Below are 20,897 nucleotides of genomic sequence, written 5' to 3' on the forward strand. Positions count from 1 at the left end.
TCTTCGCGGGCAAGCCACGCTCCCACAGGTTCTGAGATGGACCACCCTTTTGTGAGCGACTCAAAACCTGTGGGAGCGTGGCTTGCCCGCGATAGGGGTCGACTCGGTCTCAAACCGTAGGCGGCCCCGGGTACCCACAATGTGCCCACGACTCCGCCCGGCTGTACCACGCCATCATCACCATTTGCACTAATGAGCTGTGGCCCATGCGCAGCAGGCTCAATGAGCTGTTTTGCCAACGGTCGAGAAAGTGCCGGATCTGGTCGCTGCTGGCGTTCTCCCAACTGCCCCAGATCCCGGTCAGTGGTCCGCGAGTCACGGCCATCCCCAACACATCGAACAATTGCAGGGTCAGTTTGAGCATTTCCGGTGACAGGTGATTCAGGCCGTTATCCAGGCTGTGCAGGGTCTGGGCGACGGCGGTCGGGATTTTTTCGACGGCCACGGCGCCGTCGAGCATCACCGGAATCACTGCCCGCAGAAACAGCAGGTCGTCACTGCGCAGAATTGCGAAACCGCTGGCCGGCGTACTCGATGAGCAGCCGCTGAGGCTCGCGCCGAATCCGGCCGTGACCAGAAAGGCGCTGGCGCCGAGGCTGAATTTGAGCAGGCCGCGCCGTGACAGCGCGGGTGTATCGGACAGGCTTGGGCTCATTATTGTTATTACCCGGCGGTGAGGATGCTTAGCGGATAAACAGCTTCTGGATCAGTTTCTGAATAGCCTTGCCGTAGGGCGGATAGATCAATTTCGCGGCATTGAAGCGTTGTTTGATCAGCACGCCTTTGGCCTTGCTGAAGGTCAGGAAGCCTTCGTGGCCGTGGTAGTGGCCCATGCCCGAGGCACCGATGCCGCCGAACGGCATATCGTCCTGAGCAACGTGCAGCAAGGTGTCATTGAGGCAAACACCACCGGAATGGGTTTCGTGGAGAACGCGATTTTGCTCGCGCTTGTCGTAGCCGAAGTAATACAGCGCCAACGGGCGAGGCCGTTGGTTGATGTAGGCAAACGCTTCATCGAGATCCTTGTACGGCACGATCGGCAGCAACGGGCCGAAGATTTCATCCTGCATCACTGTCATGTCGTCGCTGACATTGAGCAACAGGCTATGGCTCATGCGCCGACCCTGGCCCTTATCGAACAGCGGAATCAGCAACGCGCCCTTGCTGGTGGCGTCGCTGAGGTAGCCATTGAGCCGCGCCAGTTGCCGGTCGTTGATAATGGCGGTGTAGTCCGGGTTGTCGGCCAGGGTTGGATAAAACCCGCGAACCGCTTGGCGATAGGCTTCGACGAAAGAGCCGACGCGGTCTTCCGGCACCAGTACGTAGTCGGGCGCGACACAGGTTTGCCCGGCGTTGAGGGTTTTGCCGAAAGCGATGCGTTCGGCGGCGTCCTTGAGCGGCACATCGCGGGAAACGATGGCCGGGGACTTGCCGCCCAGCTCGAGGGTCACCGGGGTCAGGTTCTCGGCCGCCGCGCGCATCACGTGTTTGCCGATGCTGGTAGCGCCAGTGAACAGCAAGTGATCGAAACGCAACCGCGAGAACGCCACACCGATATCAGCCTCGCCCAGCACCACGCAGACCAGGTCCTGGGGAAAGATTCGCCCCAGCAATTCCTTGAGCAGCAAACCGGTGGCGGGGGTCGATTCGCTGAGTTTGAGCATCACCCGGTTACCCGCCGACAACGCCCCCACCAGCGGCCCGATGGCCAGGAAAAGCGGGTAGTTCCACGGCACAATCACGCCGACCACGCCCAACGGCTGATACACCACTTTGGCCGACGCTGGTTGAAAGGCGAGGCCGACGTTGCGCCGCGAAGCTTTCATCCAGCTTTTGAGGTGCCGGCTGGCGTAGTGAATGCCGTGCAGGCTGGGCATCAGTTCGGCGAGCAGGGTTTCATCGGCGCTGCGGTGGCTGAAATCCTGGCTGATCGCCTTGATCAGGGCCTGGCGCTCATCACTCAACAACGCCTTCAGCGCCTTTAGCCATTGCAGGCGTTGAGCTGCGGGCGGCATCGGGTTGGCGGCATACGCTGCGCGCTGAGCATCGAACAGAGATTGGAGCTCGTCCAGGGGCTGCTGCAGGTTCTTCAGGTAAGCAATGTCAGCAGGCATGGTCGGCACCGGATTTATTGGAATGAGGGACTTTTTAGAGTCTATGCTCTAGAAAGTCAAATGACACTTTGGTGCAGCTTTGTTTTAACCCCATGCGGATAGGTCGTAAGATGCCCCTCATCGCACTCTGAATTAAAGCTCAAGCCATGGCCCCTCGGATCAAAACCAGCGAGCGCATCGTGCAGAACAGCCTGGAGCTGTTCAATCAACAGGGCGAGCGCAGTATCAGCACGAACCACATTGCTGCCCACATGGAAATTTCCCCGGGCAACCTGTACTACCACTTCCCCAACAAGCAGGCGATCATCGCTGTGTTGTTCAGTGAGTACGAAAACCTGGTGGACAGTTTTTTGCGCCCGCCCCAGGGCCGCGCCGCGACGGTCGAAGACAAGCGCTTCTATCTCAAGGAACTGCTCGCCGCCATGTGGCAATACCGCTTTCTGCATCGCGACCTCGAGCACTTGCTCGACAGCGATCCTGAGCTGGCTGCCCGTTACCGGCGTTTTTCCCAGCGCTGCCTGATCCAGGGCACACACATCTATGCGGGTTTCGTTGAGGCCGGCATCCTGTGCATGGACAAGGTTCAGATCGAATCCCTGACCCTCAACGCCTGGATCATCCTCACCTCGTGGGTGCGCTTTCTGTGCACGACGCGGGAAAACTCCAACCATCTGAGTGAACAGGCCATCAAGCGGGGCGTTTACCAGGTGCTGGTGCTCGAGGCTGGATTCGTTACCGATCAGGCTCGCGAGGCAGTGAATGCGCTGTTCCAGGAGTTTTATGTGCCGCTGGCCCAGGCGCTGGAAGAAGTGAGATAAAGCGTGCAGCAGGACAGAAACCGACAACATCACAGGAGCCCGTTATGCCCATTGCGCAATTGATCAGCCCGCAAGCGTTGGACCTGAAAAAGGAGACGCCGGGGCTGGTGATTCTGGATTGTCGTTTTGCCCTGGAAGACCCTGATTACGGTCAGCGCAGCTACGCCGAAGGGCACATTGCCGGATCAAGCTTTGCCGATCTTGAGCGTGATTTGAGCGGGACAGTGGTCAAGGGGGTTACCGGACGTCACCCCTTGCCGAAGCCCGCCGACTTGATCGAACGCTTTCAAGCCTGGGGCATCAATGCCGACAGCGAAGTGGTTTTGTACGATGACGGTCCCGGCGCTTACGCCGCGCGGGCTTGGTGGTTGCTGGCGTGGCTGGGCAAGCGCGATGGCGTGTTCATTCTCGATGGCGGGCTGAAAGCCTGGCACGCCGCCGGATTGCCCCTGAGTCTTGATCCTGCGTCGATCACCCCCGGCACCTTCACCGGGACGCCGGATGCTTCGTTGGTGCTCAGCGCCGAACAACTTCAGCAACGTCTCGGCCAGCCTGCGTTGACCTTGCTCGACGCCCGTGGCTTGCCGCGCTTCAAGGGCGAAGTGGAGCCGATCGATCCGGTTGCCGGGCACATACCCGGCGCACAATGTGCCGCGTTCACCGACAACCTGGGCAGCGACGGTCGATTCCTGCCAGCCGAACAGCTCAAGCAGCGCTTTGCCGCCAAGCTCGGTGATCGTTCGCCAACGGAATTGGTCGCGTATTGCGGTTCCGGTGTGACTGCGTGCCACAACTTGTTCGCCCTGTGCCTGGCGGGTTATCCGTTGGGAGCGTTGTATGCCGGGTCGTGGAGCGAGTGGATCAACGATCCTGCGCGAGGCGTCGCCAAGGGCGAATGAAAGATCAAAAGATCGCAGCTTTCGAGGCTGCGATCTTTTAGCGGCACATTGTTATTCCAGGCCCGATCCACCCCTATCGGTTACTGCGCCCTGTGGTGGCGAGCCATTGGGGAATGCGCCGTTCCAGATAGTAACCCGGCTGCCGGAACGTGCCCTCGACGAAGCCGACATGCCCACCCTTGGCCTGCAACTCGAATTGGGTGCAGGCAGACAATTCGTCGGCTTGCGGCAGGCTATGCGGAAAGACAAACGGGTCGTCGGCCGCCTGGATAATCAGGGTCGGTGTGCGAATCTCCCCAAGGAAATAACGACTCGAAGCGCGGCGATAGTAATCGGCTGCATCGGCGAAACCATTGAGCGGCGCGGTGACCCGGCCATCGAAATCCCAGAAGGTGCGCATGTTCTCCAGCGAGCCCAGCGCCGCTAATGCCGCCAAGCCATCCTGATGCCCTTCATGCTGGAACCTGCGCTGCTTGTTCTTGATGTAGGCGACCATCTCCCGCATGAAATGCGCTTGATAGAATTTGGAGAAACCCTGGCTGATGCGATCGGCGCACTGATCGAGCCGAAACGGCACCGACACCGCCACCGCGCCGAGTACGCCGCTGTTGCTGCCAGTTTCGCCCAGGTGCTTGAGCAACACGTTGCCACCCATGGAATAACCGACCGCGTACAGCGGTGCGAGAGGGCGCTGGGTTCGCAAGTGCTTGATGGTCTCGGCCAGGTCTTCACTGGCCCCGGAATGGTAACTGCGTGGCAACAGATTGGGTTCGCCGGAACAGCCTCGCCAGTTCAACGCAACGCTGGCCCAACCCTGGGCGCCCAGCGCCTTCTGCACACCGGCCACGTAAGGCGAATTCGATGAGCCGGTCAGGCCATGCAGCACCAGCACCAATGGCGCATTCGTGCTGTGGGGCCCGTGCCAGTCCAAGTCAAGGAAGTCGCCGTCCTCGAGCCACAAGCGTTCGCGTTCGCGGTCGATATGCGTGGTTTTGCGCCATAGCGGTCCCCACAAGGTTTGTAAGTGTGGATTGCCCAGGCCGTAGGCGGGGCTGAATTGGGGGGTGAAACGTTCTGGCAGATGGGACACGATTGCTCTCGATGCAGCGGTGCTTACCCGCAGCGTTAACTGACTGAGCTTCGCACCGTTTTTACAGGCCGGACTAACCGGCGATCCCTGCCATACGTTGCCATAACGCGTAGTACACCCGTCCTGATTTTTGCTCCCGATGCAGGCGCCAATTTTCTGGCAAACCCAATATCGACGGTGCCGTTTCGCTTTCAGTGTAGACCCACGCATCGTCACTCAGCCACTGACGCCCCTCGAGCAAGGTGCAAACGGCAGGCAACAGATTCTGATTGAACGGCGGGTCGAGAAACACCAGATCGAACGCCGTGGCCGGTTGGGTTTCGAGATAGCGCAAGGCATCGGCAGTCTGTACCTGACCGGTTGTGCAGCGCAGGGTGCCCAGATGTTCCTTGATGCTCGCTACCGCGATGTTGCTGGCATCCAGTGCCTGGCCCATTGCTGCGCCACGGGACAAAGCCTCGAGAAACAACGCGCCGCTACCGGCAAATGGATCGAGTACCTTGGCCCCGGCGACATACGGCGCGAGCCAGTTGAACAGGGTTTCACGGACTCGGTCCGGCGTTGGGCGCAGACCGGGCGCATCGGGGAAGCTCAGCTTTCGGCTGCGCCATTCGCCACCGATGATGCGCAGTTGGTTCACACCGTTATGCACGTTGTGAACAGGTTTTTTTGGACGCGATGGGCGGGCCATTAGTGCTCCGGAACCCCGAGCGGTTGCTCGGCAGGTTTGTCAGTAGGGGCCGGCAACGGCTTTTGTGGCACGGTCGGGCCAGCGCTGACGATGACCAGTTTGTCCGTGCTCAGGTGTTTGTTCAGTGCGGTTTTGACTTGCTCGACGGTCAGGCTCTGGGATTGTTGCATGAAGTCTTCCAGGTAGCTCAGCGGCAAGTTGTAAAAGCCCATGGCGCCGAGCTGCCCGACGATATCGGCGTTGCTGGCGGTGGACAACGGAAAGCTGCCGGCCAGTTCACGCTTGGCGTCGTCGAGTTCTTTCTCGGTGGGGCCGGTTTCAAGGTAGTCGGCGAGTACGTCCTGCACCAGTTTCAGCGTGCCTTCGCTCATCTCGGCGCGGGTTTGCAGGTTGATCATGAACGGGCCGCGAACCTGCATCGGGCTGAAACCCGAATACACGCCGTAGGCCAGGCCACGTTTCTCGCGCACTTCGCTCATCAACCGGGTGCCGAAGCCACCGCCGCCAAGGATCTGATTGCCCAGCGACAGCGCTGCGTAATCCGGATCGTCACGGTCGATGCCCAGTTGCGCGATCATCAGGTTGGTCTGCTTGGACGGAAACTCGATGTGGCCGATGCTGGGCTTGGGGTCGATCGGTTGTTCGATTTTCGCCAGGGCCGGCCCTTTGGGCAGGTCGGCGGACACTTGTGCGGCAACCGCCTCGGCCTCGGCGCGGGACAGGTCGCCCACCAGTGCAATCACCACGTTACCGGCGGCGTAGGCTTTCTGATGGAAGGCCCGCAACTGCGCCAGGGTAATCGGTGGAATGCTTTTCGCCGTGCCGTCGCTGGAATGCGCGTACGGGTGATCGCCATACAAGCGGTTCATCAGCTCCAGGCTGGCGAGCTTGCCGGGGTTCTGTTTCTGGTATTCGAAGCCGGCCAGCATCTGGTTCTTGATACGGGCAAAGGAATCGGCGGGGAGGGTCGGTTTGCCGACCACTTCAGCAAACAGCTTCAAGGCAGGCTCGCGTTTATCCAAGGCACTGAGGCTGCGCAGCGAGGCAATCGCCATGTCTTTATAGGCGCCGTTGCCGAAGTCGGCCCCCAGGCCTTCGAAGCCCTGGGCGATAGCGCTGACATCCTTGCCGGCCACCCCTTCATTGAGCATGGCATTGGTCAGCAGTGCCAGGCCGGGAGCATCGCCATCCTGGCTGCTACCGGCAGCGAAGATCAGGCGCATATCGAACATCGGCAGCTCACGGGCTTCGACGAACAATACCTTGGCGCCTTCGGCGGTGTTCCAGGTTTGCACGTTCAGCGAGCGATGGCTTGGGGCCTTGCCGTCGAGTTCTGCCAACGATTGCAGTTTCTGGCTGGCCTTGGCCTTGTCGAGGGCTTCGCTGGCGCTGATTTTGTCAGACTGGAAGAAATAGAAGACGCCAGCCCCCAGCAAAGCAATGACGATCAGGCCGATCAGGGCCAGGCGCGATGTTTTACGCTCACTCATGAGTCGTCTCCTGTGGCAGTACATGGGCGACGCTGAGACGTGCGCGAGTGAAATACTGCTTGGCAGCCTTCTGAATGTCCTGCGGGGTCACGCTTTCCAGATCGGCAAGCTCGGTGTCCATCAGTTTCCAGGACAGCCCTACGGTTTCCAGTTGGCCGATGGCAGTGGCCTGGCTGGTGATCGAGTCGCGCTCGTAGACCAGGCCGGCAATGACCTGCGCCCGCACGCGCTCCAGCTCTTCATTGGACGGCGCCGTGGTTTTCAGCTGCTCAAGCAGTTTCCACAGGCCGGCTTCCGCCTGGGCCATGGTTTTCTTTTTCTGGGTGTTGGGCGTGGCCGACAGGGTAAACAGGCTGTCGCCGCGGGTATAAGCGTTGTAGCTCGACGAACCGCCGGACACCAGCTCTTCGCCGCGTTCCAGTTGCGTCGGGATCCGGCCGCTGTAGCCGCCATCGAGCAGCGCGGAAATCAGGCGCAGAGCGTTCACCGAGCGTTTGTCTTCAGCGGTGGCGATACTTGGCACGTTGAAGGCCAGCATCAGGCTCGGCAATTGAGTCTGCACATGCAGGGTGATCTTGCGTTCGCCGGGCTCGGCCAGCTCCAGCGGGATTTTCGCGGATGGCACGGCGCGCTTGGCGATCGGGCCGAAGTAGCGCTGGGCCAGGGTTTTGACTTCGTCCGGGGTGACATCGCCGACCACCACCAGAGTGGCGTTATTCGGCACATACCAGGATTGATACCAGTGGCGCAGTTCTTCGATCTTCATGCGGTCCAGGTCCGCCATCCAGCCGATGGTCGGCGTGTGATAACCGCTGGCGGGATAGGCCATGGCGATGAAACGCTCGTAGGCCTTGGCCATCGGCTTGTCGTCAGTGCGCAGGCGACGTTCTTCCTTGATCACCTCGATTTCCCGGGTGAACTCGTCGGCCGGCAGGCGCAGATTGGCCATGCGGTCCGCTTCCAGCTCGAAGGCCACGCCCAGACGATCACGGGCCAGCACTTGGTAATAGGCAGTGAAGTCATCGCTGGTGAAGGCGTTCTCTTCGGCACCGAGGTCACGCAGGATCAGCGACGCTTCACCGGGGCCGACCTTCTCGCTGCCCTTGAACATCATGTGTTCCAGTGCATGGGACAGCCCCGTCTGCCCTGGGGTCTCATAACTTGAACCGACCTTGTACCAGACCTGGGAAACGACGACGGGCGCACGATGGTCTTCGCGCACGACGACCTTCAGGCCGTTGTCGAGGGTGAATTCGTGGGTGGGTTGTGGATCGGCAGCCAGGGCTGAAAGTGGCAGACAAACTGTGCTGAACAGCAGGCCTGCAGCGCGGCGGGCTAGAGCATTCATTCGTTTTTAAACCTGTTGGGCTGCCCGCTTGGTCTTAGCGTCGGCGGGCGAGAGGGTGCTAGGATACTGATCCGTTTTAGCGGCGGCCACGCCTATCAGGCTTTTGTGCTTGATCAGGCTGTATAGGTTTGCGGCGGAAGGCGTGTGTTTATCAGCTAAACTCTGATTTTTCGCCGATTTTGCCGGTCCAGTCCTTCGTGAAATCGTTTCTTTTGAGGTGCCGTTGGTACCTCGACAAAATGTTGCGCGTGAACAAGCTGGATGAATCGCAGTCTGTTCTGCATCGAATTATTTATTGCCGAGGCGCCCTTTGGCGCGTCGCTACCGTGAGATAGCCGTCCTCCATGTTTGGTTCCAATGACGACAAGAAGACCCCAGCTGCGGCTGGCGAGAAGAAAAGCCTGTTCGGATGGCTGCGCAAAAAGCCGCAGGAACCCGTAGTCGAACAGCCACAACCACTTTCTGAGCCAACACCTGCGCCGGTCGTGGAAGAGGCGCTCGCGCCGATTGCCCTGCCGATCGCCGAGTCGGTGCTGCAACCCGCGGCCGAGCCTGCGCCTGAGCCTGAAGCCAAAGTCGTAGCCCCGTTGCCGCTGACGCCAGCCGCCGAGCCATGGCTGACGTTGCCGGTGGCGGAAGAGCCGGTGGCATTGGTCGAAGATGAACAGGCAGCTCATTTCACGCCGCCGATCCCGGCCCCGACTGCGTTTGCCCCCGAGCCGGTTCGTGCACCAGTGGTTGAGCCGGTGGCTGAACCTGTGTTCGTGGCCGAACCTGCACCGGTTGCTCCAGAACCTGTAGGACCGGCCCCTGTTGCTCCCGCTCCGGTTGCTCCAATTGCCCAAATGCCAGAGCCTGCACCTGCACCTGCACCTGCACCTGCACCTGCACCTGCACCTGCACCTGCACCGGTTATCGCTCCTGTCGCCGCCACGCCTGTCGCGCCCACCGAACCTGCGGTCGAGCCTGTGCGTACCGAAGAGACCAAAGCCGGTTTCTTCGCCCGCCTCAAACAAGGCTTGTCCAAGACCAGCGCCAGCATTGGCGAGGGCATGGCCAGCCTGTTCCTGGGCAGGAAAACCATCGATGACGAGTTGCTCGAAGACATCGAAACCCGTCTGCTGACCGCCGATGTCGGCGTCGAGGCGACCTCGGTGATCATTCAGCGCCTGACCCAGAAAGTCGCCCGCAAAGAGCTGGCCGATGCCAATGCGTTGTACAAATCCCTGCAGGCCGAACTGGCAGCGATGCTCAAGCCGGTCGAGCAACCTCTGAAAATCAACTCGCAAAACAAGCCGTTCGTGATTCTGGTAGTGGGCGTCAACGGTGCCGGCAAGACCACCACCATCGGCAAACTGGCGAAGAAGCTGCAACTGGAAGGCAAGAAAGTCATGCTCGCTGCCGGTGACACCTTCCGCGCCGCCGCGGTGGAGCAATTGCAGGTCTGGGGTGAGCGCAACAAGATCCCGGTCATCGCCCAGCACACCGGTGCCGATTCGGCTTCAGTCATCTTCGATGCCGTGCAGGCCGCCAAGGCCCGTGGCATTGACGTGCTGATCGCCGATACCGCCGGTCGCTTGCACACCAAAGACAATCTGATGGAAGAACTGAAAAAGGTTCGCCGGGTGATCGGCAAGCTCGACGCCGATGCGCCGCACGAAGTGCTGTTGGTGCTCGACGCCGGTACCGGTCAGAACGCCATCAACCAGGCCAAGCAATTCAACCAGGCCGTCGAATTGACCGGCCTGGCGCTGACCAAACTCGACGGCACCGCCAAGGGTGGGGTGATTTTCGCTCTGGCCAAGCAGTTTGGTTTGCCGATTCGCTATATCGGCGTCGGTGAAGGCATCGACGATTTGCGTACTTTTGAAGCAGAACCCTTTGTCCAGGCATTGTTTGCCGAGCGGGAGCGTTCATGATTCGTTTCGAACAGGTCGGTAAACGCTATCCGAATGGTCACGTCGGCTTGCATGAGCTGAGCTTTCGAGTCCGTCGGGGCGAATTTTTGTTTGTCACCGGCCATTCCGGCGCCGGTAAAAGCACCTTGTTGCGCCTGCTGCTGGCCATGGAACGTCCGACCACCGGCAAATTGCTGCTGGCAGGGCAAGACCTGAGTACCATCAGCAATGCCCAAATCCCATTCCTGCGTCGGCAGATTGGCGTGGTGTTCCAGAATCACCAGTTGCTGTTCGATCGCACGGTGTTCAACAACGTCGCATTGCCGTTGCAGATCCTTGGCTTGTCCAAGGCTGAAGTCGCCAAGCGCGTGGATTCGGCCCTGGAGCGCGTGGCGCTCTCGGACAAGACCGATCTCTACCCCGGCGATCTCTCCACCGGCCAGCAACAGCGGGTGGGCATCGCTCGCGCCATTGTTCACCGTCCGGCCTTGCTGCTGGCAGACGAACCGACCGGTAACCTCGATCCGCGTCTGGCGGCAGAAATCATGGGCGTGTTCGAAGACATTAACCGTCTGGGTACCAGCGTACTGATCGCCAGTCACGACCTGGCGTTGATTGCCCGCATGCGTCATCGCATGCTCACCCTGCAGCGTGGCCGATTGATCGGCGACGGGGAGGCTGGCGTATGAGTGCGACACGTAGCCCCAAGGTTTCCGAGCGTGTGGCCCCGAAGGCTGCCGATCCGCAACCGCAGTCACAGAAGAAAAAGCGCGACGATGACGATGGCCCGGACTTCCCGACGCTGTTCCGCGCCTGGATCGAAAGTCATCGCGCCAGTCTGCTCGACAGCTTGCGCCGCTTGGGTAAACACCCGATCGGCAGCTTTTTCACCTGCATGGTGATGGCCGTTGCCCTGAGTTTGCCGATGGGCCTGTCACTTTTGCTAGGTAACGTCGAGCGTCTCGGTGGGTCCTGGCAGCGAGCGGCGCAGATTTCCTTGTACCTGCAACTCGATGCCAGCCCTGAACAGGGCGAGTCGTTGCGCGAGCAGATCAAGGGCATGCCGGGGGTGGCCGACGCCGAATACGTGGGGCGCGACCAGGCACTTGATGAGTTTCAGCAGCAATCCGGACTGGGCGAAGCGCTCAAGGAACTACCGGAAAACCCGCTGCCGGGCGTGGTTCTGGTCACCCCGAACGAGGTCGACAAACCGGCGCTTGAAGCATTGAGACAAAAACTTTCCGAATTGCCGAAGGTACAACAGGCGCAACTTGATCTAGTCTGGGTCGAGCGTCTGGCAGCTATCCTCAAGCTGGGCGACCGATTTGTCTTCGGTCTGACCGTGCTTCTGGTTTCTGCATTACTTTTGGTGATAGGCAATACCATTCGTCTTCATATTGAAAACCGCCGCACAGAGATAGAAGTGATTAAACTCGTCGGCGGCACTGACAGCTATGTGCGCAGGCCCTTTCTGTACATGGGCGCGCTTTATGGCTTTGGTGCGGGGATTCTTTCCTGGGGAGTATTGGCGTTCGGCCTGAACTGGCTGAACGACGCGGTAGTTGGACTGGCCGGTTTGTACGGCAGTGATTTTGCGCTGGCCGGAGTGCCAGTTGCCGACGGTCTATCGCTCTTGCTTGGCGCGGTGCTGTTGGGGTATATCGGTGCATGGATTGCAGTCGCACGCCACCTGCGGGAGCTTGCGCCAAAGTAATATCATTTTGCTCGTATTGACCTTTCAGCTTTTATGGGAACTTGCCTTTTGGTTTCCGGTCAATTTTCGCAGTGCTGAACTGCACGAGTTATGTAAGTCGGAGGTTTTTTCGTATGACCAATTCTTTGCAGCCTGCATATGCTCTGGTCCCGGGTGCGAACCTGGAGGCCTATGTGCACACCGTCAACAGCATTCCATTGCTGACGCCGGAGCAGGAGCGTGAACTGGCCGAGAGTCTCTATTATGAGCAGGATTTGGGGGCGGCTCGGCAGATGGTGCTCGCCCACCTGCGTTTTGTCGTGCACATTGCCCGTAGCTATTCCGGCTACGGCCTGGCCCAGGCTGACCTGATTCAGGAAGGCAACGTCGGCCTGATGAAGGCAGTCAAGCGTTTCAATCCGGAAATGGGTGTGCGCCTGGTGTCCTTTGCCGTGCACTGGATCAAAGCGGAAATCCACGAGTTCATTCTGCGCAACTGGCGGATCGTGAAAGTCGCGACCACCAAGGCTCAGCGCAAGCTGTTCTTTAACCTGCGCGGCCAGAAGAAGCGTCTGGCCTGGCTGAACAACGAGGAAGTCCATCGTGTGGCGGAAAGCCTGGGCGTAGAGCCGCGGGAAGTGCGCGAGATGGAAAGTCGTCTGACCGGTCATGACATGGCTTTCGATCCAGCCGCGGAAGCGGACGACGACAGTGCATTCCAGTCGCCGGCCAACTATCTGGAAGACCACCGGTACGACCCGGCCCGTCAACTGGAAGACGCTGACTGGAGCGACAACTCCAATCACAACCTGCACGAAGCGCTTGAAGTGCTGGACGACCGCAGCCGCGACATCCTCTACCAGCGCTGGCTGGCAGAAGAAAAAGCCACGCTGCACGACCTGGCGCAGAAGTACAACGTGTCGGCCGAGCGTATTCGCCAGCTCGAGAAGAGCGCGATGAACAAGCTCAAGTTGTCGATTGCCGCATAACTTGCGCACCGACAATAAAAAACGCCCCGATCCTTGATCGGGGCGTTTTTTTTTGGTGCCCCGCCTGCACCTAATCCTTGTAGGAGCTTGCCCGCGAAGGCGGTGTGTCATTCAGCAATGATGTGTGTCTGACACACCGTCTTCGCGGGCAAGCCTCGCTCCAACAGGGGGGGGGGCGGGTTCAGGTTCTGCGACGAGCTATTGAGACCAGGGCGCGCGACGTGAATCGTTGAGGCCGACCAGATAACTGTCTCCACCCAGCTGATTCATCTGCTGGCGAATCCACCCGGCTCGTCTTGCAACGTAAGAGGTCGGATGGCTGGCGCTCCACACCCGAGGGTTTGGCAATACAGCCGCCAGCAGACTTGCCTGCTGTCGGGATATCGAGCGAGCGCCCACACCAAAGTGATGTCGGGCCGCTGCTTCGGCGCCAAATACCCCTTCGTCCCACTCGACGCTGTTGAGGTACACCTCAAGAATCCGCTGCTTGGGCCAGAGTACCTCGATCAGCCCGGTAAACCAGGCTTCCAGGCCTTTGCGCAGCCAGCTGCGGCCAGACCATAGAAACAGGTTTTTCGACACTTGCTGGCTCAAGGTGCTGGCGCCCCGAAGCGAGCCGCCGCGCTCGTTATGCGCAAACGCTGCCTGAATCGCACCGATATCGAAGCCCCAATGCTCGGGAAACTTCTGGTCTTCACCGGCTATCACCGCGACTTTCAGGTCGTCGGAGATTTCATCCCAGGGTTTCCAGTTGCGTTGCAGGTCAATGGGTTCACCGTCGAACCAGGATTCGATCTTGCGCTCGACCATCAACGCCGTTCCCGGTGGCGGAACCACCCGGAACAGCAACACCAGCAATACGCTGCCAGCCCCAAACCAGAGCAAGGCCTTCGTGAAACGACGGAAAATTAACTGCAGCATAGAGATGGCTTGGCCGAACCCGTTGAGCCGGCCATTATACAGACCCTGTTGATCGAGTCTGACTGGAGTTCTCATGTTGCGCAGCTTCCTGATGCTGGCTGCTTTTTTCGGCTTCACCGGTGTTGCCTTGGGCGCGTTCGCCGCCCATGGCCTGAAAAGCCGCCTGAGCGCCGAGTACCTGGCGATTTTCCATACCGGCGTCACCTATCAACTGGTGCATACCCTGGCGTTACTGGGTGTAGCGCTGTTGGCCACGCAGATTCCCGGTCGACTGATTACGTGGGCTGGCGCATCATTTGCCATTGGCATTCTGTTGTTTTCCGGCAGCCTGTACCTGCTGACGTTAACGGGTATCAGCAAGCTCGGGATCGTGACGCCCTTCGGTGGCCTGGCGTTCCTGGTTGGCTGGTTTTGCCTGGGGCTTGCCGCCTGGCGGTTGAGCTGACCACGCGGTCCATTTCGTGACGAATGGCTTGGGTCGGCCTGACTGATCGGGCTAGAATGCCAGCCCCTAAAAGTGATGGCGGCATTCGGTATGCGCATTCAATTGAACGGCGAATCCCTTGAACTGCCCGACGGTGAAACCGTTGCGGCCCTGCTGACCCGTCTGGAACTGACCGGACGCCGGGTGGCGGTCGAGCTCAATCTGGATATCGTCCCGCGCAGCCAGCACGCTGAAACCACGCTGAACGACGGCGATTGCGTCGAGGTGGTACACGCCATCGGCGGCGGCTAGCTGCCTGGCCCGAACGGCCACAGAATCATTCTGCAAGAACCTCACCCCTACAGAGGATTTCCCATGAGCATCGTTCGTAGCGACAAGCCCTTCGTCCTGGCCGGTCGTACTTACCAGTCGCGTTTGCTGGTAGGCACAGGCAAGTACCGCGACATGGAAGAAACCCGCCTGGCCATCGAAGCCTCGGGCGCCGAGATTGTCACCTTCGCCGTGCGCCGGACCAATCTGGGTCAGAACCCGGGCGAACCGAACCTGCTCGAAGTCCTGTCGCCGGATCGCTACACCTTCTTGCCTAATACCGCTGGCTGCTTCGACGCTATCGAGGCTGTGCGCACCTGTCGTCTGGCCCGCGAGCTGCTCGGCGGCCACAACCTGGTGAAGCTGGAAGTGCTGGCGGACCAGAAAACCCTGTTCCCCAACGTGATCGAAACCCTCAAGGCCGCCGAAGTGCTGGTCAAGGAAGGCTTCGAGGTGATGGTGTACACCAGCGATGATCCGATCATTGCCCGGCAACTGGCGGAAATCGGTTGCGTCGCGGTGATGCCACTCGCCGGTCTGATCGGCACGGGCCTGGGGATCTGCAACCCGTACAACCTGCAGATCATCCTTGAAGAAGCGAAAATTCCAGTGTTGGTGGATGCCGGTGTCGGTACGGCTTCCGACGCCACCATCGCCATGGAACTGGGTTGTGAAGCGGTGCTGATGAATTCGGCCATCGCCCATGCCCAGCAGCCGATCATGATGGCTGAAGCCATGAAACACGCCATCGTTGCAGGTCGCTTGGCCTACCTCGCCGGCCGCATGCCGAAAAAACTCTATGCCAGCGCCTCCTCGCCGCTGGATGGTCTGATCAAGTAAGAGCCATTGATGATTGAATCAAACGACACGCCTATCCAGATGGAAGAAGGCGAAGAGCGCCAACACCGTCGCATCAAGAGTTTCGTGATGCGCGCCGGGCGCATGACCGAAGGCCAGCAGCGTGGTCTGGACCAAGGAGCGCCGCTGTTCGTACTGCCTTTGGCCGATGCACCGGTGGACTTCGATCAGGTGTTCGGGCGTTCGGCGCCGCGCTCGCTGGAAATCGGCTTCGGCATGGGCCATTCGCTGCTGGAAATGGCTGCCGCCTCGCCGGAGCAGGATTTCATTGGCGTCGAAGTTCACCGTCCGGGTGTCGGCGCGCTGCTCAATGGCGTGTTGACCCAGGGCCTGACCAACCTGCGGGTCTACGATTGCGATGCGATCGAAGTGCTCAACCGCTGCATCGCCGACAACAGCCTCGATCGCCTGATGCTGTTTTTCCCGGACCCGTGGCACAAGAGCCGTCACCACAAGCGTCGTATCGTTCAGGCGTCGTTCGCCGAACTGGTGCGCAGCAAGTTGAAGGTCGGCGGTGTGTTGCACATGGCCACCGACTGGGAACCGTACGCCGAGTACATGCTGGAAGTGATGAACGTCGCCCCGGGCTATCGCAACCTCGCCGAAGACGGCAAGTGCGTGCCGCGCCCGGCCGAACGCCCGATCACCAAGTTCGAACGCCGCGGCGAACGCCTTGGGCATGGCGTGTGGGATCTGAAGTTCGAAAAACAGTCCTGAACGATCATACAAAACAGTCGTAAAACCTGTGGGAGCGGGCTTGCCCGCGATGGCGGTTTGACAGTCAACAAGGATGTTGAATGTTATGGCCTCATCGCGGGCAAGCCCGCTCCCACATTGTTTTGTGTGCTATTCGAATTTAGCGGCGATCAGCGACCACGCCAATCAACACCAGCACCACCAACAACACCGGTGCCAGGCTGTAGTTGTTGAACTGGCTCAGGCCTTTGATGATCCATGGCGTGGCATAGATCAGCGCCACGCCACTGCCGACCATGCACAGCAGGGCCATCAGCGGGACGCGCAAGGCGCCGGCGATGCTGCCCAGGCGTTGGTCGACCCAGCCCTTGATGTCGGCGCCAAACAGCACCAGCAAACAGCCCACCAGCGCCAGCGAGATTTCCGACAGGTTGCTGCGGCTCCAGCGGGACACGGTGGCGAGCAGGTCGAGTACCAGATCCATTCGATTTCCTTATGTCAGAAATTTCTGCAGCAAGTCATTGAGAAAGAGTTGTCCGCGTAGCGTGGCCGCCAGACGTGACGGTTCGACCTGCAACAAGCCACTTTGTTCGGCCTCGCGACGGCCTTCGGCGAGGCTTTCCAGGGGCAGCCCGGTGCGCTCTGGGTACAACCGCGCTTCGACGCCCTCAGTCAGGCGCAAGGCGTTCATCAGGAACTCGAACGGCAGTTCTTCGTTGGTGAGGGCTTTCTCGCCGGCCTGGAAGCTTTTGGCCGGGTTGAGGTAGTCCTTCGGCAGGCGGGTCTTCCAGGTGCGTACGATGCGCCCGTCCGGATGGCTGAGCTTGCCGTGGGCACCGGCACCGATGCCGATGAAGTCGCCGAAACTCCAGTAATTGAGGTTATGCCGCGCCGCACGACCGGGCAGGGCATAGGCCGAGACTTCGTATTGCGCGTAACCGTGTTCGGCCAACAATGCCTGACCGGCCTCCTGAATGTCCCACAGGGTGTCGTCTTCCGGCAGCGTCGGCGGCTGGTTCCAGAACACCGTGTTCGGTTCCAGCGTCAGCTGGTACCAGGACAGGTGCGTCGGCTTCAGGGCAATGGCCTGGCGCAGGTCGTTCAGGGCATCGTCCAGGGACTGATCGGGCAAACCATGCATCAGGTCCAGATTGAAGTTGTCGAAACCGGCCTGGCGGGCCATGCCGGCGGCACGCACGGCTTCATCGCTGTTGTGAATCCGCCCCAGGGCCTTGAGTTTCTCTTCCTGAAAGCTCTGGATGCCGATCGACAGGCGATTGATGCCCAGCCCCCGGTAAGCGCGGAATTTCTCCTGCTCGAAGGTTCCGGGGTTGGCTTCCAGGGTGATTTCAATGTCGCTGGCAAACGCAATACGTTGCTCGACACCCTTGAGCAGGCGGCCCAAGGCCTTGGCGCTGAACAGGCTCGGCGTGCCGCCCCCGAAGAAGATCGAGCTCAGCTCACGGCCATAAACCGCATGCAGGTCCTGATCGAGGTCGGCCAGCAGAGCGTCGACATAGTCTTCTTCCGGGAGCACGGGGCTGGCGGTGTGGGAGTTGAAGTCGCAATAAGGGCATTTGCGTACACACCACGGGATGTGGATGTACAACGCCAGGGGCGGCAGCACGGGCAGGGCCGCTCGAGGCGATTGTGCGTCGCCGCCGAAAATCAGCGGCGATGCGGACGAGTCATGGGTCATTTGAGGCTCAGACGCTGGCGCAGCAGATCCATTGCTCGGGCGCGGTGGCTGATCCGGTTCTTGTCGCTCGGGCTCAATTCGGCGCTGGAGCACTCGCGCTCCGGCACCCAGAACAGCGGGTCGTAGCCGAAACCGTGTTCGCCGCTGGCCTGGGTCAGGATGCGCCCATGCCACAGGCCTTCACAGAGAATCGGCAACGGATCGTCGGCATGACGCACCAGCGCCAGCACACAGACGAACTGCGCGCCGCGCTCGGCTTGCGGCACGTCTTTCAAGACGTCGAGCAGTTTGGCGTTGTTCGCCGCATCGCCTTTACCGTCGGCGTAGCGGGCCGAATAAATGCCCGGCGCACCGCCGAGGAAATCCACCGCCAGCCCCGAATCGTCGGCCAAGGCCGGCAGGCCGGAAATGCGCGAGGCATTGCGTGCCTTGAGAATGGCGTTCTCGACGAACGACAGGCCGGTTTCTTCAGGCTCGACGCTGCTGAACTCGCCGATCGAGCGCAAGTGCACCGATTCGCCGAGCATGGCCTGGAGTTCCTTGAGTTTGCCGGCGTTATGGCTGGCCAGTACGAGTTGGGTGAAATTCATCATTGGCCGGGGAAAAGCTCTTGTTGGAAACTGATGGTGTTGGTTTTGTCGCCGGTCTGCACTTTGATGTCAAAGGTGCGGATTTCCTGCTGATCCACCGGGAACTGGGCGATGTAGTACACCGCGCCTGTTTCGGTGATCTGTTTGAACTTCAGCGGGATGCTTTGGCTGGTCAGGTCTTTGACCGTGCCGCTGACCTGAGCCGTCTGTGGTTTACCTTCCTTGAGGACCGAAACGTTGATCACGCCCTGGTTCTTGCTGCGGGTCAGCTCGGCCGCTTTGGCGATCTCCGGCGTCAGGAAGGTGGAATTGAAGGTGTTGTAATGCACCGTCACGTCGCCAAAGGTTTCTTTGCGCTCGCCCTTGATAACGTCGGCGGCCATGGCGGTGACGCTCAGGCAGGCAGTAAGTAAAAACAGCGCTAGACGACCCATGCTCGTTCTCCTCGAAATGTCGTGATTCAGACCGCGACCTTGTGGTCCGGCAGGCCGGGGCTGCTGACGCGGTAGATGCCGATCTCACCTAACAGATTAGGCCATAGCTTACTGGCCCACCCATGCCGATGCTGTTGATCCACGGCAAGCCGATCAATGACCTTGGCTTCACGTTCGCGACACAGCGCTTCAAAGTCTTCGAAAGTGCAGAAGTGGATGTTCGGCGTGTTGTACCAGGTGTATGGCAGAAACTCCGAAACCGGCATCCGGCCCTTGCTCGCCAGGTACCAGCGGCAGCGCCAGTGACCGAAATTGGGGAAGGTGATGATGCACTGGCGACCGACGCGCAGCATTTCGTCGAGGATCCTGTCCGGGTAGTGCACCGCTTGCAGGGCCTGGGTCATGACCACGATGTCGAAGCTGTTGCTGGCGAAGTTGCCCAAGCCCTTGTCCAGATCCTGCTCGATGACGTTGATGCCCTTGGCCACGCACTCGGCAATGTTGTCCGGGTCGTTTTCCAGGCCATAACCGGTGACTTGTTTGTTATCGCGCAGCCAGGTCAACAACTCGCCATTGCCGCAACCGAGGTCGAGCACGCGGCTGCCGGCGGGGATCCATTCCTGGATGATTTCCAGATCGGCTCTCATGTCTTCCTCAAAGCGCTATACGGTTCATGTAATTGCTGAAGGCCTGCAAATAACGCGGGATCGGAATCAGGAAGGCATCGTGGCCTTGCGGAGCGTCGATCTCCAGGTAGCAGACGTCTTTCCTGGCCGCCATCAGCGCGTCCACCAGTTCCCGCGAGCGGGCAGGGGAGAAGCGCCAGTCGGTGGTGAAAGACATCACGCAGAATCTGGCCTGGGCATTGGCGAAAGTTTTCGCCAGGTCATTGTCGAAATTCGCCGCCGGATCGAAGTAATCCAGTGCCTTGGTCATCAGCAGGTAAGTGTTGGCGTCGAAACGTCCGGAAAACTCCTCGCCCTGATAGCGCAGGTAGCTTTCGACCTGGAACTCGACGCTGTGGAAGTCGTAGTTGAGCTTTTCGCTCTTCAGGCCGCGACCGAATTTCTCGCCCATCGAGTCGTCGGACAGATACGTGATGTGCCCGACCATCCGCGCCAGCATCAGCCCGCGCTTGGGGATCACACCCGCTTCCTGGAACGAGCCGCCGTGGAACTCCGGGTCGGTGAGGATCGCCTGGCGTGCGACTTCGTTGAACGCAATGTTCTGTGCCGACAATTTCGGTGCCGAGGCAATCGCCAGGCAGTGCCGCACGCGGTCCGGGTAGGTGATGGTCCACTGCAAGGCCTGCATGCCGCCGAGGCTGCCGCCAATCACTGCCGCCCATTGGTGGATGCCGAGCAAATCAGCCAGGCGCGCCTGGCTGTGAACCCAGTCTTCCACGGTCAGGACCGGGAAGTCGGCGCCGAATGGCTTGCCGGTTTCCGGATTGATGCTGCTGGGGCCGGTGGAACCATTGCACCCGCCGAGATTATTCAGGCTGACCACGAAGAACTTGTTGGTGTCGATCGGCTTGCCGGGGCCGATGCAGCTATCCCACCAACCGGGTTTGCGGTCGTCGGGGCTGTGGAAGCCGGCAGCGTGATGGTGACCGGACAACGCATGGCAGATCAGCACGGCGTTGCTCGCCATAGCATTCAGCGTGCCGTAGGTTTCGTAGATCAGGTCATAAGCGGGCAGGGAACGTCCGCAGGCCAAGGCCAGGGGTTCACTGAAGTGCGCCACGTGCGGCGTCACCAGACCAACAGAATCGGGGGGGAAGGCAGCTGGCATCGACCCTGCTCTCATTGAATTGAGGCGTAAGTCTAAAGACCGCTGACCCTAGCAGCAAGCTAACTTCCCCACCGTTAACGATCGTTCCCACGCTCTGCGTGGGAATGCCTCGCTGGACGCT

Annotated in this window: 23 protein-coding genes; 10 read left to right on the forward strand and 13 right to left on the reverse strand. The window is 60.1% G+C overall.

The window, feature by feature from the left end; all coding sequences use genetic code 11:
* Nucleotides 1–109 precede the first annotated feature (109 nt).
* Both FHW68_RS14000 and FHW68_RS14005 read right to left on the reverse strand, forming a co-directional pair.
* Nucleotides 110–655, reverse strand: coding sequence for a twin-arginine translocation pathway signal protein (locus tag FHW68_RS14000; RefSeq protein WP_095633229.1), 546 nt, complete (start codon nt 653–655; stop codon nt 110–112).
* A gap of 28 nt (nt 656–683) precedes the next feature.
* Nucleotides 684–2,114, reverse strand: coding sequence for a coniferyl aldehyde dehydrogenase (locus tag FHW68_RS14005; RefSeq protein WP_095633230.1), 1,431 nt, complete (start codon nt 2,112–2,114; stop codon nt 684–686).
* 146 nt (nt 2,115–2,260) lie between these two features.
* On the opposite strand from FHW68_RS14005, the gene FHW68_RS14010 reads away from it, so the two are divergent.
* Both FHW68_RS14010 and FHW68_RS14015 read left to right on the forward strand, forming a co-directional pair.
* Nucleotides 2,261–2,932: a TetR/AcrR family transcriptional regulator gene (locus tag FHW68_RS14010; RefSeq protein WP_095633231.1), complete on the forward strand. Its 672-nt coding sequence runs from the start codon at nt 2,261–2,263 to the stop codon at nt 2,930–2,932.
* Between the two features lie 44 nt (nt 2,933–2,976).
* Entirely contained in the window at nt 2,977–3,831 is an 855-nt protein-coding gene (locus tag FHW68_RS14015; protein ID WP_183680881.1) for a sulfurtransferase, read from the forward strand.
* 73 nt (nt 3,832–3,904) lie between these two features.
* Here the strand turns inward: FHW68_RS14015 and FHW68_RS14020 are convergent, their stop codons facing one another.
* From FHW68_RS14020 to FHW68_RS14035, 4 genes are all read right to left on the reverse strand, one after another.
* Nucleotides 3,905–4,921 (reverse strand): hydrolase, encoded by a 1,017-nt coding sequence (locus tag FHW68_RS14020; RefSeq protein WP_095633233.1) that lies wholly within the window; start codon nt 4,919–4,921, stop codon nt 3,905–3,907.
* A 73-nt stretch (nt 4,922–4,994) separates the two neighbouring features.
* Nucleotides 4,995–5,612, reverse strand: coding sequence for a 16S rRNA (guanine(966)-N(2))-methyltransferase RsmD (gene rsmD, locus FHW68_RS14025; RefSeq protein WP_095633234.1), 618 nt, complete (start codon nt 5,610–5,612; stop codon nt 4,995–4,997).
* On the reverse strand, nt 5,612–7,102 hold the full coding sequence (locus FHW68_RS14030; RefSeq protein WP_183680883.1) for a pitrilysin family protein: 1,491 nt from the start codon (nt 7,100–7,102) through the stop codon (nt 5,612–5,614). Before FHW68_RS14030 ends, rsmD begins: the two co-directional genes overlap by 1 nt.
* Entirely contained in the window at nt 7,095–8,450 is a 1,356-nt protein-coding gene (locus tag FHW68_RS14035) for a pitrilysin family protein (RefSeq protein WP_095633236.1), read from the reverse strand. The genes FHW68_RS14030 and FHW68_RS14035 overlap by 8 nt, the downstream gene beginning before the upstream one ends.
* A gap of 344 nt (nt 8,451–8,794) precedes the next feature.
* On the opposite strand from FHW68_RS14035, the gene ftsY reads away from it, so the two are divergent.
* The 4 genes from ftsY (at nt 8,795) to rpoH (ending at nt 13,030) form a co-directional block, all read left to right on the forward strand.
* Entirely contained in the window at nt 8,795–10,369 is a 1,575-nt protein-coding gene (gene ftsY, locus FHW68_RS14040) for a signal recognition particle-docking protein FtsY (RefSeq protein WP_183680885.1), read from the forward strand.
* Complete coding sequence (ftsE, locus tag FHW68_RS14045) at nt 10,366–11,037, forward strand: cell division ATP-binding protein FtsE (protein WP_007897888.1); 672 nt, start codon at nt 10,366–10,368, stop codon at nt 11,035–11,037. The genes ftsY and ftsE overlap by 4 nt, the downstream gene beginning before the upstream one ends.
* The gene (gene ftsX, locus FHW68_RS14050) at nt 11,034–12,062 is read left to right on the forward strand and encodes a permease-like cell division protein FtsX (protein ID WP_095633238.1); all 1,029 of its coding nucleotides are present in this window, start codon (nt 11,034–11,036) and stop codon (nt 12,060–12,062) included. Before ftsE ends, ftsX begins: the two co-directional genes overlap by 4 nt.
* A gap of 113 nt (nt 12,063–12,175) precedes the next feature.
* Nucleotides 12,176–13,030 (forward strand): RNA polymerase sigma factor RpoH, encoded by an 855-nt coding sequence (gene rpoH, locus FHW68_RS14055; protein WP_045059814.1) that lies wholly within the window; start codon nt 12,176–12,178, stop codon nt 13,028–13,030.
* A 198-nt stretch (nt 13,031–13,228) separates the two neighbouring features.
* Here rpoH and mtgA read toward each other — a convergent pair whose 3' ends face one another.
* Nucleotides 13,229–13,951 carry a monofunctional biosynthetic peptidoglycan transglycosylase gene (mtgA, locus tag FHW68_RS14060; RefSeq protein ID WP_095633275.1) on the reverse strand — a complete coding sequence of 241 codons (723 nt, stop codon included), beginning with the start codon at nt 13,949–13,951 and terminating at the stop codon, nt 13,229–13,231.
* A gap of 73 nt (nt 13,952–14,024) precedes the next feature.
* Between mtgA and FHW68_RS14065 the strand changes: the two genes are divergently transcribed.
* From FHW68_RS14065 to trmB, 4 genes are all read left to right on the forward strand, one after another.
* Nucleotides 14,025–14,396: a DUF423 domain-containing protein gene (locus FHW68_RS14065; RefSeq protein WP_095633239.1), complete on the forward strand. Its 372-nt coding sequence runs from the start codon at nt 14,025–14,027 to the stop codon at nt 14,394–14,396.
* 90 nt (nt 14,397–14,486) lie between these two features.
* A complete protein-coding gene (gene thiS / locus FHW68_RS14070) occupies nt 14,487–14,687 on the forward strand; it encodes a sulfur carrier protein ThiS (protein ID WP_168185100.1) in 201 nt (66 codons plus the stop codon).
* Nucleotides 14,688–14,750: 63 nt separating this feature from the next.
* Nucleotides 14,751–15,545, forward strand: coding sequence for a thiazole synthase (locus FHW68_RS14075; RefSeq protein WP_183680887.1), 795 nt, complete (start codon nt 14,751–14,753; stop codon nt 15,543–15,545).
* Between the two features lie 9 nt (nt 15,546–15,554).
* Entirely contained in the window at nt 15,555–16,280 is a 726-nt protein-coding gene (gene trmB / locus FHW68_RS14080) for a tRNA (guanosine(46)-N7)-methyltransferase TrmB (RefSeq protein WP_095633241.1), read from the forward strand.
* Between the two features lie 139 nt (nt 16,281–16,419).
* Here the strand turns inward: trmB and FHW68_RS14085 are convergent, their stop codons facing one another.
* Genes FHW68_RS14085 through FHW68_RS14110 form a run of 6 tightly spaced genes read right to left on the reverse strand, consistent with a single transcriptional unit; the run spans nt 16,420 to nt 20,776 of the window.
* Complete coding sequence (locus tag FHW68_RS14085; RefSeq protein WP_007897907.1) at nt 16,420–16,743, reverse strand: DUF3392 domain-containing protein; 324 nt, start codon at nt 16,741–16,743, stop codon at nt 16,420–16,422.
* A gap of 9 nt (nt 16,744–16,752) precedes the next feature.
* On the reverse strand, nt 16,753–17,958 hold the full coding sequence (hemW, locus tag FHW68_RS14090) for a radical SAM family heme chaperone HemW (RefSeq protein ID WP_095633242.1): 1,206 nt from the start codon (nt 17,956–17,958) through the stop codon (nt 16,753–16,755).
* Nucleotides 17,955–18,551 (reverse strand): RdgB/HAM1 family non-canonical purine NTP pyrophosphatase, encoded by a 597-nt coding sequence (rdgB, locus tag FHW68_RS14095; protein WP_183680889.1) that lies wholly within the window; start codon nt 18,549–18,551, stop codon nt 17,955–17,957. Before rdgB ends, hemW begins: the two co-directional genes overlap by 4 nt.
* Nucleotides 18,548–18,982, reverse strand: coding sequence for a DUF4426 domain-containing protein (locus FHW68_RS14100; protein WP_063342254.1), 435 nt, complete (start codon nt 18,980–18,982; stop codon nt 18,548–18,550). Before FHW68_RS14100 ends, rdgB begins: the two co-directional genes overlap by 4 nt.
* Before the next feature lie 26 nt (nt 18,983–19,008).
* The gene (gene metW, locus FHW68_RS14105) at nt 19,009–19,629 is read right to left on the reverse strand and encodes a methionine biosynthesis protein MetW (protein ID WP_183680891.1); all 621 of its coding nucleotides are present in this window, start codon (nt 19,627–19,629) and stop codon (nt 19,009–19,011) included.
* Between the two features lie 7 nt (nt 19,630–19,636).
* Nucleotides 19,637–20,776, reverse strand: coding sequence for a homoserine O-acetyltransferase (locus FHW68_RS14110; RefSeq protein ID WP_095633245.1), 1,140 nt, complete (start codon nt 20,774–20,776; stop codon nt 19,637–19,639).
* Nucleotides 20,777–20,897 lie beyond the last annotated feature (121 nt).

The sequence above is a fragment of the Pseudomonas sp. Tn43 genome, from assembly GCF_014192635.1.
GTDB lineage: Bacteria > Pseudomonadota > Gammaproteobacteria > Pseudomonadales > Pseudomonadaceae > Aquipseudomonas.

Coding starts and splice junctions, on each gene's coding strand:
- FHW68_RS14000 (WP_095633229.1), bottom strand. CDS start 655: ATGAGCCCAAGCCTGTCCGATACACCCGCGCTGTCACGGCGCGGCCTG.
- FHW68_RS14005 (WP_095633230.1), bottom strand. CDS start 2,114: ATGCCTGCTGACATTGCTTACCTGAAGAACCTGCAGCAGCCCCTGGAC.
- FHW68_RS14010 (WP_095633231.1), top strand. CDS start 2,261: ATGGCCCCTCGGATCAAAACCAGCGAGCGCATCGTGCAGAACAGCCTG.
- FHW68_RS14015 (WP_183680881.1), top strand. CDS start 2,977: ATGCCCATTGCGCAATTGATCAGCCCGCAAGCGTTGGACCTGAAAAAG.
- rsmD (WP_095633234.1), bottom strand. CDS start 5,612: ATGGCCCGCCCATCGCGTCCAAAAAAACCTGTTCACAACGTGCATAAC.
- FHW68_RS14030 (WP_183680883.1), bottom strand. CDS start 7,102: ATGAGTGAGCGTAAAACATCGCGCCTGGCCCTGATCGGCCTGATCGTC.
- FHW68_RS14035 (WP_095633236.1), bottom strand. CDS start 8,450: ATGAATGCTCTAGCCCGCCGCGCTGCAGGCCTGCTGTTCAGCACAGTT.
- ftsY (WP_183680885.1), top strand. CDS start 8,795: ATGTTTGGTTCCAATGACGACAAGAAGACCCCAGCTGCGGCTGGCGAG.
- ftsE (WP_007897888.1), top strand. CDS start 10,366: ATGATTCGTTTCGAACAGGTCGGTAAACGCTATCCGAATGGTCACGTC.
- ftsX (WP_095633238.1), top strand. CDS start 11,034: ATGAGTGCGACACGTAGCCCCAAGGTTTCCGAGCGTGTGGCCCCGAAG.
- rpoH (WP_045059814.1), top strand. CDS start 12,176: ATGACCAATTCTTTGCAGCCTGCATATGCTCTGGTCCCGGGTGCGAAC.
- mtgA (WP_095633275.1), bottom strand. CDS start 13,951: ATGCTGCAGTTAATTTTCCGTCGTTTCACGAAGGCCTTGCTCTGGTTT.
- FHW68_RS14065 (WP_095633239.1), top strand. CDS start 14,025: ATGTTGCGCAGCTTCCTGATGCTGGCTGCTTTTTTCGGCTTCACCGGT.
- thiS (WP_168185100.1), top strand. CDS start 14,487: ATGCGCATTCAATTGAACGGCGAATCCCTTGAACTGCCCGACGGTGAA.
- FHW68_RS14075 (WP_183680887.1), top strand. CDS start 14,751: ATGAGCATCGTTCGTAGCGACAAGCCCTTCGTCCTGGCCGGTCGTACT.
- trmB (WP_095633241.1), top strand. CDS start 15,555: ATGATTGAATCAAACGACACGCCTATCCAGATGGAAGAAGGCGAAGAG.
- FHW68_RS14085 (WP_007897907.1), bottom strand. CDS start 16,743: ATGGATCTGGTACTCGACCTGCTCGCCACCGTGTCCCGCTGGAGCCGC.
- hemW (WP_095633242.1), bottom strand. CDS start 17,958: ATGACCCATGACTCGTCCGCATCGCCGCTGATTTTCGGCGGCGACGCA.
- rdgB (WP_183680889.1), bottom strand. CDS start 18,551: ATGATGAATTTCACCCAACTCGTACTGGCCAGCCATAACGCCGGCAAA.
- FHW68_RS14100 (WP_063342254.1), bottom strand. CDS start 18,982: ATGGGTCGTCTAGCGCTGTTTTTACTTACTGCCTGCCTGAGCGTCACC.
- metW (WP_183680891.1), bottom strand. CDS start 19,629: ATGAGAGCCGATCTGGAAATCATCCAGGAATGGATCCCCGCCGGCAGC.
- FHW68_RS14110 (WP_095633245.1), bottom strand. CDS start 20,776: ATGCCAGCTGCCTTCCCCCCCGATTCTGTTGGTCTGGTGACGCCGCAC.